Source organism: Streptomyces sp. bgisy159 (genome assembly GCF_965341775.1).
Taxonomy (GTDB): Bacteria; Actinomycetota; Actinomycetes; order Streptomycetales; family Streptomycetaceae; genus Streptomyces.
In genome coordinates this window covers 217206-230781 of sequence record NZ_CBDQZH010000005.1, presented here as the reverse complement: position 1 = coordinate 230781, position 13576 = coordinate 217206, and the positions used below count along the sequence as shown (strand labels likewise).

Genomic DNA, 13576 nt, shown 5'->3' with positions numbered 1-13576 from the left:
CCTCCCGATCCGCGGGTGAGCCAGCCTCCGCCACGGACGTCGAGGACGGTTAGAGACGGGGGTCCGCCCGCACCGGGACGTGAGCGATCCGCGATCCCCGCTCGACGCCCCCTGGACGCCCGCCCCCGAAGCTGGGGCCCGCAGCGCGGCACTCACCCGAGCCGGGCAGGAGGGGGCATGGCCATGAGCGGCACAGCGGTCGTCACGGGAGGCACCCGGGGCGTCGGACTGGCCGTCGCGCACAAGCTGTGTGCGCACGGCACCGACGCGCTGCTGGTGTACGGGCACAGCGACACCGACGCCAAGCAGGCCGTCGAGGCGCTGTCCGGGCTGCCGGGGCGGGCCGAGGCGGTGAAGGCCGACCTGACGGACCCGGGCGGCATGGCGGCCGTGCTCGACCGGGCGCGGCAGCGGTGGCAGGGGCTGGACGTGCTGGTGCACACCGCCGCCGACTGGCGCCCCGCGCCTCTCTCGGGCACCGGGGTCCGCCAGGTGCGGGACGATCTGGCGCTGGCGCTGGCCCCGCTGCTCGGCGCCGTCCCCGCGCTCACCGGCTTGATGCGGGGCCGGGCGGGGCGGATCGTGGCGGTGAGCAGTTCGGGCGGCCGGAGCGTGGTGCCGGCCTATCTGTCCCAGGGGGTGGCGAAGGCGGCGCTGGAGAGCCTGGTGCGCTATCTGGCGGTCGAGTTCGCGCCGCTCGGCGTGACCGTCAACGCCGTGTCCACCGCCAAGCTCGACAAGGGGCCCGGGACGGCGGGGCCGCCGGAGCTGCTCGCCGCGCTGGCCGCGCGGACGCCGGCGGGCCGGCTGACCCGGCCCGAGGACGTCGCCGACGCGGTGTCGCTGCTGTGCCGACCGGAGGCGGGCTGGATCCAGGGCCAGGTCGTCACGGTCGACGGCGGTCTGTCGCTGCTCGCCGGCTGACCCCTTACGGCGCCGCTTGCGCGGGCGCCCCCGACCGCCCACCGGTGCCAGCATCCCCCGTCGGCGCCGGTGGGCTTCCTTTCGGTACCGGCGGCCGGACCTGTTGGGCCCTGCTTCCCTCCGCGACCGGTCTCACTGCTTCCCTCCCGGTCCGTGCGGCCGGACCGGTCCCACCGTACGGCGGCTCTCGGTCGTGCGGCGGGACCTGCCTCACCCCCGGCGACCTGCGGTCCGGACGGCCGGACCGGCCTCACCGCACGGCGAGTCCGGTGACCCGGCGATGGATCTCCAGTGCCGCCGTGGACCGGTTCAGGGTGATGTAGTGCAGGCCGGGCGCGCCCTCCGCGAGGAGCCGTTCGGCCATGGCCGTGGCGTGGGCGACGCCGATGCGTCGGCTCAGCGCCGGGTCGTGGCGGGCCCGCTCCAGCCGGTGGGCGAGGTCCTCGGGGAAGGCCGCGCCCGACAGGGCGGCGAACCGGCGGATCTGGCGGACGTCGGTGGCCGGCATGATCTCCGGGATGATCGGGATGTCGCAGCCCGCGGCGGTGACCCGGTCGCGCAGCCGCAGGTAGTCCTCCACGTGGAAGAACATCTGGGTGATGGCGTAGTCGGCGCCCGCCCGGCACTTGGCGACGAAGTGGCGGATGTCGCTGTCCCAGTCGGGTGAGCGCGGATGCCGTTCCGGGAAGGCCGCCACCCCGATCCGGAAGTCGCCGAGGGAGCGCACGAGCGCGACCAGTTCGGCGGCGTACGTGAACCCCTCGGGGTGCGGGACCCAGGGCCCGCCCGGGTCACCGGGCGGGTCGCCGCGCAGGACGAGGACGTCCCGGATGCCGGCGTCGGCGTACTCGCCGACGATACGGCGCAGTTCGGCGACGGAGTGGCCGACGGCCGTGAGGTGGGCGACCGGGCGCAGGGTGGTCTCGGCGGCGATGCGGCGGGTCACGGCGACGGTGCGCTCCCGTGAGGAGCCGCCCGCCCCGTAGGTGACGGAGACGAAGTCGGGGCGCAGGGCCTCGACACGGCGGAGCGCCTCCCACAGGGTGCGTTCGCCCTGTGCGGTCCGGGGTGGGAAGAACTCGAACGAGAACGTCGTCACCGGGCACCCGCCAGGGGTGCGGCGATCTCGTCCGCCGCGTCGGGCCCGTAGGCGTCCCGGATGCGTTCCAGGAGGGCCGCGGGGTCCGCCGGGTACTCCTGGGTGCCGACGGTCTCCAGCGCGGAGGTGGCCAGGGCGCAGCCCAGCCGGGCGGCGCGGGTGTCCCCGGTGCGCCAGGCGCGGCCGGCCAGGAAGCCGGCGCGGAAGGCGTCGCCCACGCCGGTCGGGTCGACGGCGCGGTCGGTGGGGACGGCCGGGACCCGGATCGGTGCGTGGCCGGCCTGCCGGACCCGGACGCCGGCCGCGCCCAGGGTGGTCACCCAGGTACCGACCCGGCCGAGGATCTGCTGCTCGGTCCAGCCGGTGCGCTCCTGGAGGAGGACCGACTCGTACTCGTTGGTGAACAGCAGCTCCGGGTGGTCCAGCAGGGCGCGTACGTCGGAACGGCCCAGGTGCGCCAGCTGCTGGGAGGGGTCGGCGGCGAACGGGACGCCCCGGGCGATGCACTCCCGGGTGTGGCGGAGCATGGCCTCGGGGTCGTTGGGCGAGACGACCACCAGGTCCAGGCCGCCCGACCGGTCGATCAGCGGGTCGAGGCGGATGTCCCGGGCCTCGGTCATCGCGCCGGCGTAGAAGGTGGCGATCTGGTTGTGCTCGGCGTCCGTGGTGCACACGAAGCGGGCGGTGTGCCGGGTGGCCGAGACGGAGACGGACCCGGTGTCCACCCCGTTGTCCTCCAGCCAGAGCCGGTAGTCGGCGAAGTCGGCGCCCGCGGCGCCCACGAGGTAGGGGGCCAGGCCGAGCCGGCCGAGGCCGAGGGCGATGTTGGCGGCGACCCCGCCGCGGCGGATCTCCAGGTCCTCGGCGAGGAAGGACAGCGAGACCTTGTCCAGGCTGCCGGGGATCAGCTGCTCGGTGAACCGGCCCTGGAAGCGCAGCAGATGGTCGGTGGCGATCGAACCGGTGACGGCGATGCGCATCTCACGCTCCCGCCGCGCCGCGCAGGTCCGCCGCGCGGTCCGTGCGTTCCCAGGTGAACTCGGGCAGTTCCCGGCCGAAGTGGCCGTACGCGGCGGTCCGGGCGTAGATCGGGCGCAGCAGGTCGAGGTCGCGGATGAGGGCGGCCGGGCGCAGGTCGAACACCTCGGTGACGGCCCGCTGGACGCGCTCCACCGGAACCGTCTCGGTGCCGAAGGTCTCCACGAACAGCCCGACCGGCTCCGCCTTGCCGATCGCGTACGCCACCTGCACCTCGCAGCGCGCCGCCAGGCCCGCGGCCACCACGTTCTTGGCGACCCAGCGCATCGCGTACGCCGCGGAGCGGTCCACCTTGGAGGGGTCCTTGCCGGAGAAGGCGCCGCCGCCGTGGCGGGCCATGCCGCCGTAGGTGTCGATGATGATCTTGCGGCCGGTCAGGCCCGCGTCGCCCATCGGGCCGCCGACCTCGAACCGGCCGGTCGGGTTCACCAGCAGCCGGTAGCCGTCGGTGTCCAGCTTGATGCCCTCCCCGGCGAGCGCCGCCAGCTCCGGCGCCACGACGGACTCCCGGACGTCGGGGGCCAGCAGGTTCTCCAGGTCGATGTCCGCGGCGTGCTGGGCGGAGACCACGACGGTGTCCAGCCGGACGGCGCGCTCCCCCTCGTACTCGACGGTGACCTGTGTCTTGCCGTCGGGCCGCAGGTAGGGCACGGTGCCGTCGCGGCGCACCCGGGAGAGCCGCTCGGCGAGCCGGTGGGCCAGGCGGATCGGCAGCGGCATCAGCTCGGGCGTCTCGTCGGTGGCGTAGCCGAACATCAGCCCCTGGTCGCCCGCGCCGCCGGTGTCCACGCCCTGGGCGATGTCCGGGGACTGCGCGCCGATCGACACCGAGACCCCGCAGGAGGCGCCGTCGAACCCCTTCAGCGAGGAGTCGTAGCCGATCTCCAGGATCTTCTCCCGCACCAGCTGGGCGATCGGCGCGTACGCCCGGGTGGTGACCTCGCCGGCCACATGGACCTGACCGGTGGTGATCAGGGTCTCCACGGCGACCCGGGAGGCGGGGTCCGCGCGCAGCAGGGCGTCGAGGACGGTGTCGCTGATCTGGTCGGCGATCTTGTCCGGGTGGCCCTCGGTCACGGACTCGGATGTGAACAGGCGTCCAGGCATGGCGGTCTCCTGTCGGGACTCGGCCTCCCGCCGACGGGAGGGGGTGATCCGGTCACCGGAAAACTAGCCATGCCCGATCGAGCCGCGCTCGCACGCGTGTCGGGATCTGTCAGGACGCTCTCCGTCACCTCGACGATCCCTTGAACGGCGCCCGCGACCATGGGCCGTCATCCGAACTCCACAGGGATGCGAGGACACCCATGACCATCAGCGACACCGGGGCCCGGCCGCCCCTCAGCGCACCCGCGCTCGCCCGGCTGAGCGCCTCGTACGCGGAGGCCCGAATCCTGCACAGCGCGGTCGAGGTGGGGCTGTTCGACCTGCTCGCCGAGGGGCCGCTGAGCCAGGGCGAGATCTGTACGCGGCTGCGGCTGCACCCGCGGCTGATGCGCGACTTCCTGCACGCGGTGGCCGCGCTCGGGCTGATCGAGCGCGTCGGCGCGGAGTTCCGGATCGTGCCAGAGGCCGAGCAGTTCCTGGTGCCCGGGGGGCCGCTGTACCTGGGCGCCCGGATCAGGACCGCCGCGCAGCGGCACTACCACACCTGGGGCCGGCTCACCGAGGCGCTGCGGGACGGCGAGCCGAAGGCGGGGACCGGCGGTGACGCGTTCGCGGCGCTGTACGCCAACCCCGAGGCGACGCGCAACTTCCTGGTCCACATGGACGCCAACAACGGTGTGGTGGGACCGCAGCTGGCCGACGCGGTGGACTGGTCGGCGTACTCCTCGTTCGTCGACGTCGGCGGGGCGCGGGGCAACGTGGCCGCGCACCTGGTGCGGCGCCATGCGCACCTGCGGGGCGGGGTGTTCGAACTGCCCGCGGTGCGACCGTTCTTCGACGAGTACATGGCCGAACTCGGCCTGGCCGACCGGGTGGTGTTCCACCCGGGCGACTTCTTCGCGGACGCGCTGCCGTCGGCCGACGTCCTGGTCTTCGGGCACGTGCTGCACGACTGGGCGGAGGCGGGCCGGCAGGAGCTGCTGGAGCGGGCGCACGCGGTGCTGCCGCCCGGGGGCGCGGTCGTCGTCTACGACCAGATGCTCGACGAGACGGCCCCCGACCTGCGCAGCCTCATCGGCAGCCTGAACGTCGGGCTGATCACGCCGGGGGGCTCGGAGTACACGGTCCCGGAGTGCCGCACCTGGCTGGAGAAGGCGGGTTTCACCTTCCTGTCCTCCACCCGGCTGGCCAAGGGCAACGACACGGTGGTCGTGGCCGCCAAGCGCTCCTGAGGCACGGCGCGGACACAAGCTCGGCCCCGGATCCCTCGCGGATCCGGGGCCGAGCCCGTGCCGGTCCCGGCGGTGGCCGGGAGGGGCGGGCGGTCAGGGGGCCGGGATGAGGGCGGTCAGGGCGGTGAGCTGTGCGTGCAGGTCGGTGTGCAGCTGTTTGCGGGCCGTGGCGATGTCCTCCGGGGTCGCCTCCGGGGTGAGCGTCAGGGTGCGGCGCAGGCGGACCGTCGTGCCGCCCGCCTCCTCGGTGAAGTGGCAGGAGCCGGTGGCGGAGTGCAGGTGGGGGGCGAGGCCGGTGTGCTGTTTGAGGACCAGGTGGCCCTCGGAGGGCGTGACGTGGATCCAGCCGGCGTCCTCCGTGAGGAGGCCGGCCGCCCGGGACTCCACCTCGGCGCGCGGCGCGGCGATCCGGACGGACTGCTCGTCGGTGACGGTCGCCGCCCGCAAGGCGTCGATCCGCCCCGCCAGTTCGGCGATCTGCGCCAGCTGCCGGGGCACGTTGCCGTCGAGCTGCGCCGCGACCTTGCCGGCGGCGGCCGGGTCGGTGCCGGGCGCGAGCCCGAAGCTGTGGCGGACCCGGATGCGGGTGCCGCCGGCGGTCTCCTCGAACCGCCACTCGCCGCGCATCGCGCTCAGCGGCGGCTTGGGCGTCTCGTGCTCGAAGGCGATGACGAGGTTGTCGGTGTCCTGGGTGCGCCACAGCCGCCAGCCGCGGACCGCTCCGTTGTCGATCACCCAGCGCGCCACCAGGTCCCGGTTCCCGGCGGGCTCGCCGACGACCTCCGCGTGCAAGTGGGTGGGGAAGTACCGCGGCGCCGCCACGACGTCGGCGACCAGGTCGTAGAGCAGCCGGGCGGGGGCCGCCGCGGTGATCTCGTGCGTCAGTTCGTCCATGGGGCTCTCTCCTCGGTCGTGGGACTCCTCGGTTCGGCTGTGGGAACCCTCGGTCGGTCGGTCGGCGGCCGGGACGGACCGCGCGAACGGGCCGGCCTGCCAGTGCTCCTCGATGCCCCAGGAGACGATGCGCGTCGGCGTGATCCGGATCAGCTCGTCGGCCACCGGGCCGCCCAGCGCCCGGCCGCCCCGCGCGAGCGCCTCGGCGGTGCCGCGGATCTCGATGCCGCGCGGTGCCGTCGGGTCGTCCGGGTCGAGGTCGTCGACGACGATGGCGACCCGGGGCCGTGCCCGCGCGTCCCGGTACTTGCGGCTCCGGCCGAGGCCGATGCCACCGATGTCGATCGTCCCCAGCTCGGGGTTGTAGTGCAGGCCCACCGGGACCACGTGCGGGTCACCGGCGGCGCCCACCGTGGCCAGCCGTCCGAACGGCTGGGAGGTGAGGTAGGCGATCTCCTTGTCCGTGAAACTCATCCCGGCTCCCCCGTCACAGCCGCGCGGCCGGACCGAGCGGGTCCAGGGTGAGCGAGGGGTCGCTGCGCACCACGGGCGCGACCACGGCGTCGATGCGGCGCAGCAGTTCCGCGTCCAGGGTGACGTCGACCGCCGCGACGTTCTCCCGGAGCTGTTCGGGGCGGGAGGCGCCCATCACCGTGGCGCTCACGCCGGGCCGGCCCAGCACCCAGGCGACGGCCATCTGGGGCAGCGTCAGCCCGGCCTCGGCGGCCAGGGGCCGCAGGTCGGCGACGGCGGCGAGGACCTTCTCGTTGAGGTAGTCCCAGCGGCCGATGGACTTCGCGCCGCCCTGCGAGGCGCCGGCCCGGCTGCCGGCGGGCAGCGGCTTGCCCGGCAGGTACTTCCCGGTGAGCGCACCCCCGGCGAGCGGCATCCACACGATCTGGCCGACCCCGGCCTCCTGGCTCGCGGGCAGCACCTCGGCCTCGACTACCCGCCACAGGATCGAGTACTGCGGCTGGTTGGCGACGAGCGGCACCCGCAGCTCGCGGGCCAGTTCGGCGGCGGCCCGGATGCGGTCGGCGGGCCACTCGGAGACGCCGACGTAGTGCGCCTTGCCGGACCGCACGATGTCGGCGAAGGCCGCGACCGTCTCCTCCAGCGGGGTGTCGGCGTCGTACCGGTGGGCCTGGTAGAGGTCGACGTGGTCCATGCCGAGGCGGCGCAGGGAGGCGTTCAGCGACTCGACGAGGTGCTTGCGCGACAGCCGCCCGGAGTTCGGGTCGCCGGGCCGCGCCCACCGGCCCGCCTTGGTGCACACCACCACCTCCTCCCGGCGCACCCCGGCCAGGGCCCGGCCGAGGATCTCCTCCGCGGCGCCCCGGGCGTACAGGTCGGCGGTGTCGAAGGTGGTGATGCCGCTGTCGAGGGCGGCCCGCACACACTCCCGGGCGACGGACTCGTCGACCTGGTCGCCGTGGGTGATGGCGTTCCCGTAGACGATCCGGCTCACCATCAGGCCGCTGCGGCCCAGCGGTGCGTACTTCATGGCGTCGTTCCTTCCGGTGCGGCGGCAGGGCTGGTCACGAGGGGTTCGGCGGTCAGCAGGCGGACCGGCAGCGGGTCGACGCGGCGGGTGGAGACCTCCGCGAGCCCGGCACCGGCGAGCATCCGCCGGGTCGTCTCGGTGGAGTGCGCCTCGCCGCCGGGGGTGCACAGCAGCATCAGCAGCGACAGCAGGTGCGCCGCGTGCTCCTCGGCGGGCGGGCCGCCGTCGACGGCGAAGCCGACGGTCACCAGCCGGCCGCCGGGCCGCAGGACGCCGGCCAGCCGGCGCAGCAGCTCGGTGCCGCGCTCCGGAGAGAACATCGGCAGCAGGTTGGCGACGATCACCAGGTCGTACGGTCCGTCGAGCGGGGCGGTGAAGACGTCGCCCGGCAGGAAGGAGGTGCGGTCGGCGAGCCCGGTCCGCTCGGCGTGGCCGCGCGCCTGCTCCAGGACGTCCGGCCAGTCGAGCGCGTGCAGCTCGGCGGTGGGGTGGAGCCGGGCGAACTCCAGCCCGAACAGGGCGTGTCCGCAGCCGGCGTCGAGCACCTTCGGCCGGTCCCGGGCGGCGGCCCACTCCCGGGTCTCCGCCACCAGCGCCGCGGCGGCGGCACGGGTGACGAAGGTGCCGTCGGCGGCGAAGTCCCGCCAGTAGGTGAAGCCGGGCCCGGTGGCGTCCGGGTCGAGCAGGGTGCCGCCCTTGCGGACCACGGCGGCGAGGTCGCGCATCGCCTCCCACTCCCAGTCGCTGACGTTGACGCGCACCGCGTGTCCGGCGTACTGGGGGCTGGTGCTGACCAGCAGGTCGGCGGCGCCGGGGGGCAGGGCGTACCGGGTGCCGTCGCGGGTGAGCAGTCCGGTGGCGGCGAGGGCACCGAGCAGGACCCGCAGGGCGCGGGTGTCGGCGCCGACGGCCCGGGCGAGCGGTTCCTCGGCCAGGGGGCCGGCGGCGAGCGCGTCGAAGACACCGAGGTCGACGGCGGCCCGGAGCAGGCTGGTGCGTTTGAACGCCTGGAGGGTCTCCAGGAGGCTCTGCCGGGTGACGGCGGGTGCCGGGAGGGCCGTCATCGTCAGCCCTTCTGGAAGATGAAGCCGTAGGACCGCTCGACACTCATCCGGAGCACCAGCCGCTGGTCCTTGACCTTGGTGCGCCGGAACTCGTCCCAGTCGGGGTGCTCGCCCTGGGTGGCGCGGTACATCTCGACGAGTTCGTCCACCACCTCGTCGTACGGGTCGGCGGCCACCTCGGAGACGGAGGCGGTGCCCTCGAACACCCCGTAGGCGAACATGTCCTCGGTGGTCACGTGGAAGCAGACCCGCGGGTCGCGGCGGGCGTTGCGGGCCTTGGCCCGGTCCGCGGTGGTGGCGACGCGGAGGATGTCCGTCGCCGGGTCGTAGCTGTAGCCCACGTTGGACAGCTGGGGGCGGCCGTCACGCTTGAGGGTGACCAGCACCCCGCGGCCGCCGCTGCGTTCGGCGAGCAGCTTGCGGTAGGGGTCCTGCTGGGTCTGGGACATCGCTGGCTCCTTGGCGGTTCGTCAACGGTCGTCTGGTCGGGTCGCCTTGACAGGTCGTCTCAACGGGTCGTCGCTTCGGCGAAGGGGTGGGTCTCGTCGTCCCGCGCGGTCAGCCCGACGGCCCGCAGCGCGTCGGCGGGCCCGCTCCCGGCGGCCACCGGGCCCTTCGCGGCGAGGTGGCCGTCGGGCCGGACGAGCGCGAAGTCGTCGGGTCCGAGCCCGAGGGCACGGCGCAGCGCCCCGTCCGGGTCGGACAGGGGGCGGGGGCCGGCCCGGTCGTGGGCGGTGTCGCACAGGGCGCGGACCGACACGGCGGCACCGTGGGCGAGTTCGAGGTGGGTGAGCAGGTCGCGCGTGGCCCCGGGTTCGGGGCCGGCCGGCACCAGCAGGGTCCAGCGGGGGTCGTGCAGCTCCTCGCACAGGTCCCGCCAGCCGGGGTGCGTACGGCGGTCCTCGGCGGTGCAGCCCACGCGCTGGCCGGGACGGATGCCGGGGCCGCCGCTGCCGCTGTTCGCGGTGTCGCCGCCGAGGCTGAGCGGGCTGTCCGGGTACTCGACGGCGAGTCCGCAGAAGCCGCGGATCATCTTGCGCTCCAGCTTGCGCTTGAGCGGGGTGACGCGGCGCACCAACCCGAGGCCGACGGGCAGCAGCACGGGGCCGAGGGCGTTGCGCAGGGCGACCAGGGCGGTGGCGATCCGGGTGGAGCCGAGGAGCCGTTCGCCGATGGGCACGCGTTCGGCGCTGTAGCTGTCCAGGAGCCGCTCCTCGGCGTGGCCGCGGATCACGTCGGCGAGCTTCCACGCCAGGTTGTAGGCGTCCTGCATTCCGGCGTTCATGCCCTGTCCGGAGGCCGGGCTGTGCACGTGGGCGGCGTCGCCGGCGACGAAGCAGCGGCCCACCCGCATGCTGCCGATCATCCGCTGCTGCACGGTGAACACGGAGATCCAGGTGGGTGTGGACACCGTCACCGGTCGGCGCAGCGCGGCGGAGACCTTCCGCTCCAGCCGGGCCCTGACCGCCTCCGGGTCGTCGGCCTGGTCGATGTCCTGGGTGTCGACCACCCGCCACTTGCCGGGCTGCGGGAAGGGCACCAGCAGCAGGGTGCCGCGGCCGGTGTGCACCAGGTGGTTGCTGTCGCCGGGCAGGCCGGCGTCCATCTCCACGTCGGCGTTGAGCCAGGTCTCGGTGGCGTCGCCGAGCAGCTTCAGGCCGAGGCGCTTGCGGACGGTGCTGTGCGCGCCGTCGGTGCCGACCAGCCAGGGCACGTCGAGGGTCTCCACCCGGCCGCCGGCGGCGGTCAGGCGTACGGTCACCCGGTCGTCGTGCGGCGTGAAGGAGTCCAGGGCGACCCCCCACTCGACCCGCACGCCGAGCCGGGCGAGCCGTTCGCGCAGCACCCGCTCGGTGATCACCTGGTCGACCATGAGGCTGAAGGGGTAGCGGGTGGGCATGGCGGAGTAGTCGGTGTCGAACCGGATCAGGGTGCGTCCGCGCAGGTGCAGGGTGAAGTGCTCGACCCGGCGGCCGCGCGGCAGGAGCGCGTCCAGGACGCCCATCTGCTCGCAGATCTCCAGGGTGCGGGCGTGCACGGCGAGGGCACGGCTGGTGGCGGCCGGTCCCGGGGCGCGGTCCACGACCCTGACCCGCACCCCGCGGCGGACCAGTTCGTGGGCGGCGGTCAGACCGACGGGGCCGGCGCCGACGACGAGCGCGTCGATCCCGCTTCGGCCGGCATCGGGGCCGGCGGGGCCGCCGTGCGGGGCGTCACTCATGGCGGGTCTCCGCGAACGCCTTGGCCAGGGCGAGGGTGGCCGCGCTGTTGCCGCCGACGGCCCGCCGTACGAACTCCCGGGCCGAGGCGCGGGTGGCGTCGGGACCGAGCACCCGGGTGATGGCGTCGGGGTTGAGCCGGACGCGGTGCCAGGAGGTGGCGGTGACGCCGTCGGCGCCGGACGTCACGGTCCACTCGCCGATGTGGGCGTGCATCAGCGGGGGTGTGACGTGCTGCTTGTAGACGATGCGCCGCCGGTCGGGGAAGCAGAGGCGGACCGACTCGGTGGTGTGCGCGGAGCCGTCCTTGGTGACGGTGTCCATCACCATCCACTGCACGTTCTCGGTGTCCTCGCGCAGCCGCATCCGGGAGACGTGCGGGAGCCGGTCCGGCCAGGCGGCGGCCTCGTGCAGGAACCGGTAGACGGTCTCGGCGTCGCCGCGCACCAGGGTCGAGTCGGCGAAGTCGAAGACGAGGTCGGCGTCGTCCTCGGCACTCTCGGCGAGCGCCTTGATGTTGGCGAGCTCGGCCTTGCTGTTGCGGTCGGTGGCCCGGTCGATCCACTCCAGGCCGGCCGGGTCGTCGTCGACGGCGCTGTAGGTGTGCAGCAGGGTGAGCCGTGCGGTGCCGGGCGTCTCACCGGCCGTCACGGTCCACTCGCCGCTCATCGACGCCACCGGCGGGGAGGAGACCTCCTGGCGGAACCGGATCCGGCGCGGGCCCGGCTCCAGTTCCCGGCGCGAGGTCCAGCACTTGGCCTCGCCGCCGGCGGTGGCCCAGATGCGGATGCGCTCGCTGCCCGGCAGCGCGGGGTCGGTCCCTTCGAGGCGTTCGACGTGGATGGTGGGGGCGAAACGGACGGGCCAGGCGGTGACGTCCGCGATGATCCGGTAGACGGTGTCGGCGGGCGCGTCGACGTCGATGTGGTGCGTGGTCCGGTGGGTTCCGGTGCGCAGCATTGCTCAGCCTTGCCTTTCTCCCGGTCGGCCGGGGTCAGAAGATGCCGAGGCCGCCGCAGACGTTGAGGGCCTGAGCGGTGATGCTGGCGGCGGTGTCTGTGACCAGGTAGTCGACGAGGCCGGCCACCTCTTCGGGGGTGGAGTAGCGGCCCATCGGGATCTTGGCCTGGAACTCGGCGAGCACCTCCTCCTCGGAGATCTGCCGGGTACCGGCGTAGGACTCGCGGACCCGGACCGCCATGGGGGTCTCCACGTAGCCGGGGCAGACCGCGTTGACGGTGATCCCGGAGGTGGCGAGCTCCTTGGCCAGCGCCTTGGTGAAGCTGATCACCCCGCCCTTGGCCGCCGAGTAGGGGGCGCCGAAGGGGACGCCCTGCTTGCCGCCGGTGGAGGCGATGCTGATGATCCGCCCGTCCCCGCAGCCCTCCAGGCCGCCGTGCGCCAGCACCTCGCGGGTGACCTTGAAGACGCTGGACAGGTTGGTCTCGATCACGTCGTCCCACAGCTCGTCGGCGATCCGCGAGGTGCGGCCGCCGCCGCTGCGGCCGGCGTTGTTGACCAGGACGGTCACCGGTCCGTAGCGGTCGACGGCGGCCCGGACGAGGTCCCGCACCGACGCGGTGGACCGTACGTCCGCGGCCGCGCCGTCGACCTCCAGTCCCTGGGCGCGCAGTTCCTTGACGGTCGCGGCCACGTTCTCCTGGGTCCGCGCGCACAGGAACACCGGGATGCCGCGCCGGGCGAGCCGTTCCACCACGGCCAGTCCGATGCCGCTGGTCCCGCCGGTCACCAGGGCGACCCGGGGCGGCCGGGCCGACTCCGTCGGGTCCGGGGCAGGTGCAGGGGTCATGTCGTCCTCCTCCGTCGGGGGTCCCGGGCAGCCTTCCGGACCCGCTTCGAACGGCGGCCGAGGATGCTTCGAGGGCCCCGGGCGGTGTGGACGGGCAGGCGAACGGGTCTCCAACGGTTCTGGACGACCGGCTGCCAGCCTCTGCTGGACACCACGCCACCATGATCGAAAGGGGGCCTGGCATGCCGTTGTCAGCGCCGCTCGCGGACAGCGCCCAGGACAGCGCGCTGTACCAGGAAGTCCTGCACTTCTACGCCAAGCAGATGCGCAGCCTCGACGAGGGACACGTCGCGGAGTGGGCCGAGACCTTCACCGTGGACGGGGTGTTCAGCGCCAACGCCCACCCCCGGCCGCAGGAGGGCCGGCCGGCGATCCTGCGGGGCGCCACGGAGGCCACCCGCAAGCTCGCCGAGCAGGGCGTCCAGCGCCGGCACTGGCTGGGCATGCTGGAGGTCACCCCGAACGCCGACGGCACGGTGACGGCCCTGTCGTACGCGCAGGTCCTCGCCACCCGGCAGGGCGGCAGGGCGGAGCTGGAACTCAGCTGCGCCTGTGAGGACCTGCTGGTGCGCCAGGACGGCCGGCTGCTGGTGCGCCGCCGCCAGGTGTACCGCGACGACCTGCCCCGCTCGTGACGGCGCGGCAGACGCGTGTGCCACTCGTGACTGCGGTGCGGGTGACCGCG

At 74.2% G+C, this 13576-nt stretch carries 13 protein-coding genes; 3 read left to right on the top strand and 10 right to left on the bottom strand.

What is annotated here, in order from left to right; genetic code table 11:
* Window positions 1–183 precede the first annotated feature (183 nt).
* Window positions 184–924 carry an SDR family oxidoreductase gene (locus ACSLTV_RS08035; protein ID WP_432158456.1) on the top strand — a complete coding sequence of 247 codons (741 nt, stop codon included), beginning with the start codon at window positions 184–186 and terminating at the stop codon, window positions 922–924.
* A gap of 250 nt (window positions 925–1174) precedes the next feature.
* Here ACSLTV_RS08035 and metF read toward each other — a convergent pair whose 3' ends face one another.
* The 3 genes from metF to metK are packed head-to-tail and all read right to left on the bottom strand — an operon-like array spanning window position 1175 to window position 4168.
* On the bottom strand, window positions 1175–2023 hold the full coding sequence (gene metF, locus ACSLTV_RS08030; RefSeq protein ID WP_432158455.1) for a methylenetetrahydrofolate reductase [NAD(P)H]: 849 nt from the start codon (window positions 2021–2023) through the stop codon (window positions 1175–1177).
* A complete protein-coding gene (locus tag ACSLTV_RS08025) occupies window positions 2020–3003 on the bottom strand; it encodes a carbohydrate kinase family protein (protein ID WP_432158454.1) in 984 nt (327 codons plus the stop codon). Before ACSLTV_RS08025 ends, metF begins: the two co-directional genes overlap by 4 nt.
* 1 nt (window position 3004) lies before the next feature.
* A complete protein-coding gene (gene metK / locus ACSLTV_RS08020; protein ID WP_435611883.1) occupies window positions 3005–4168 on the bottom strand; it encodes a methionine adenosyltransferase in 1164 nt (387 codons plus the stop codon).
* Window positions 4169–4368: 200 nt separating this feature from the next.
* On the opposite strand from metK, the gene ACSLTV_RS08015 reads away from it, so the two are divergent.
* A complete protein-coding gene (locus ACSLTV_RS08015; protein ID WP_432158452.1) occupies window positions 4369–5400 on the top strand; it encodes a methyltransferase in 1032 nt (343 codons plus the stop codon).
* 93 nt (window positions 5401–5493) lie between these two features.
* On the opposite strand, the gene ACSLTV_RS08010 is transcribed toward ACSLTV_RS08015, so the two are convergent.
* The 7 genes from ACSLTV_RS08010 to ACSLTV_RS07980 are packed head-to-tail and all read right to left on the bottom strand — an operon-like array spanning window position 5494 to window position 12891.
* Window positions 5494–6768 (bottom strand): PPOX class F420-dependent oxidoreductase, encoded by a 1275-nt coding sequence (locus tag ACSLTV_RS08010; RefSeq protein ID WP_435611882.1) that lies wholly within the window; start codon window positions 6766–6768, stop codon window positions 5494–5496.
* A 13-nt stretch (window positions 6769–6781) separates the two neighbouring features.
* Window positions 6782–7798, bottom strand: a complete 1017-nt coding sequence (locus tag ACSLTV_RS08005; RefSeq protein WP_432158450.1) for an aldo/keto reductase family protein — start codon at window positions 7796–7798, stop codon at window positions 6782–6784.
* On the bottom strand, window positions 7795–8862 hold the full coding sequence (locus ACSLTV_RS08000; protein WP_432158449.1) for a class I SAM-dependent methyltransferase: 1068 nt from the start codon (window positions 8860–8862) through the stop codon (window positions 7795–7797). Before ACSLTV_RS08000 ends, ACSLTV_RS08005 begins: the two co-directional genes overlap by 4 nt.
* Before the next feature lie 2 nt (window positions 8863–8864).
* Window positions 8865–9311 carry a PPOX class F420-dependent oxidoreductase gene (locus tag ACSLTV_RS07995; protein ID WP_432158448.1) on the bottom strand — a complete coding sequence of 149 codons (447 nt, stop codon included), beginning with the start codon at window positions 9309–9311 and terminating at the stop codon, window positions 8865–8867.
* Between the two features lie 59 nt (window positions 9312–9370).
* Entirely contained in the window at window positions 9371–11083 is a 1713-nt protein-coding gene (locus tag ACSLTV_RS07990; RefSeq protein ID WP_435611881.1) for an FAD-dependent oxidoreductase, read from the bottom strand.
* Window positions 11076–12041, bottom strand: coding sequence for an aromatase/cyclase (locus ACSLTV_RS07985; protein ID WP_432158446.1), 966 nt, complete (start codon window positions 12039–12041; stop codon window positions 11076–11078). Before ACSLTV_RS07985 ends, ACSLTV_RS07990 begins: the two co-directional genes overlap by 8 nt.
* A 34-nt stretch (window positions 12042–12075) precedes the next feature.
* Window positions 12076–12891, bottom strand: a complete 816-nt coding sequence (locus ACSLTV_RS07980; RefSeq protein WP_432158445.1) for an SDR family NAD(P)-dependent oxidoreductase — start codon at window positions 12889–12891, stop codon at window positions 12076–12078.
* A gap of 182 nt (window positions 12892–13073) precedes the next feature.
* Between ACSLTV_RS07980 and ACSLTV_RS07975 the strand changes: the two genes are divergently transcribed.
* Window positions 13074–13526, top strand: a complete 453-nt coding sequence (locus ACSLTV_RS07975) for a nuclear transport factor 2 family protein (RefSeq protein WP_432158444.1) — start codon at window positions 13074–13076, stop codon at window positions 13524–13526.
* The last annotated feature ends 50 nt before the right edge of the window (window positions 13527–13576 follow it).

Excerpts from the sequence above, each read along its gene's own strand:
- ACSLTV_RS08035 (WP_432158456.1), top strand. The coding sequence starts at position 184 with ATGAGCGGCACAGCGGTCGTCACGGGAGGCACCCGGGGCGTCGGACTG.
- ACSLTV_RS08025 (WP_432158454.1), bottom strand. The coding sequence starts at position 3,003 with ATGCGCATCGCCGTCACCGGTTCGATCGCCACCGACCATCTGCTGCGC.
- metK (WP_435611883.1), bottom strand. The coding sequence starts at position 4,168 with ATGCCTGGACGCCTGTTCACATCCGAGTCCGTGACCGAGGGCCACCCG.
- ACSLTV_RS08015 (WP_432158452.1), top strand. The coding sequence starts at position 4,369 with ATGACCATCAGCGACACCGGGGCCCGGCCGCCCCTCAGCGCACCCGCG.
- ACSLTV_RS08010 (WP_435611882.1), bottom strand. The coding sequence starts at position 6,768 with ATGAGTTTCACGGACAAGGAGATCGCCTACCTCACCTCCCAGCCGTTC.
- ACSLTV_RS08005 (WP_432158450.1), bottom strand. The coding sequence starts at position 7,798 with ATGAAGTACGCACCGCTGGGCCGCAGCGGCCTGATGGTGAGCCGGATC.
- ACSLTV_RS08000 (WP_432158449.1), bottom strand. The coding sequence starts at position 8,862 with ATGACGGCCCTCCCGGCACCCGCCGTCACCCGGCAGAGCCTCCTGGAG.
- ACSLTV_RS07995 (WP_432158448.1), bottom strand. The coding sequence starts at position 9,311 with ATGTCCCAGACCCAGCAGGACCCCTACCGCAAGCTGCTCGCCGAACGC.
- ACSLTV_RS07990 (WP_435611881.1), bottom strand. The coding sequence starts at position 11,083 with ATGAGTGACGCCCCGCACGGCGGCCCCGCCGGCCCCGATGCCGGCCGA.
- ACSLTV_RS07985 (WP_432158446.1), bottom strand. The coding sequence starts at position 12,041 with ATGCTGCGCACCGGAACCCACCGGACCACGCACCACATCGACGTCGAC.
- ACSLTV_RS07980 (WP_432158445.1), bottom strand. The coding sequence starts at position 12,891 with ATGACCCCTGCACCTGCCCCGGACCCGACGGAGTCGGCCCGGCCGCCC.
- ACSLTV_RS07975 (WP_432158444.1), top strand. The coding sequence starts at position 13,074 with ATGCCGTTGTCAGCGCCGCTCGCGGACAGCGCCCAGGACAGCGCGCTG.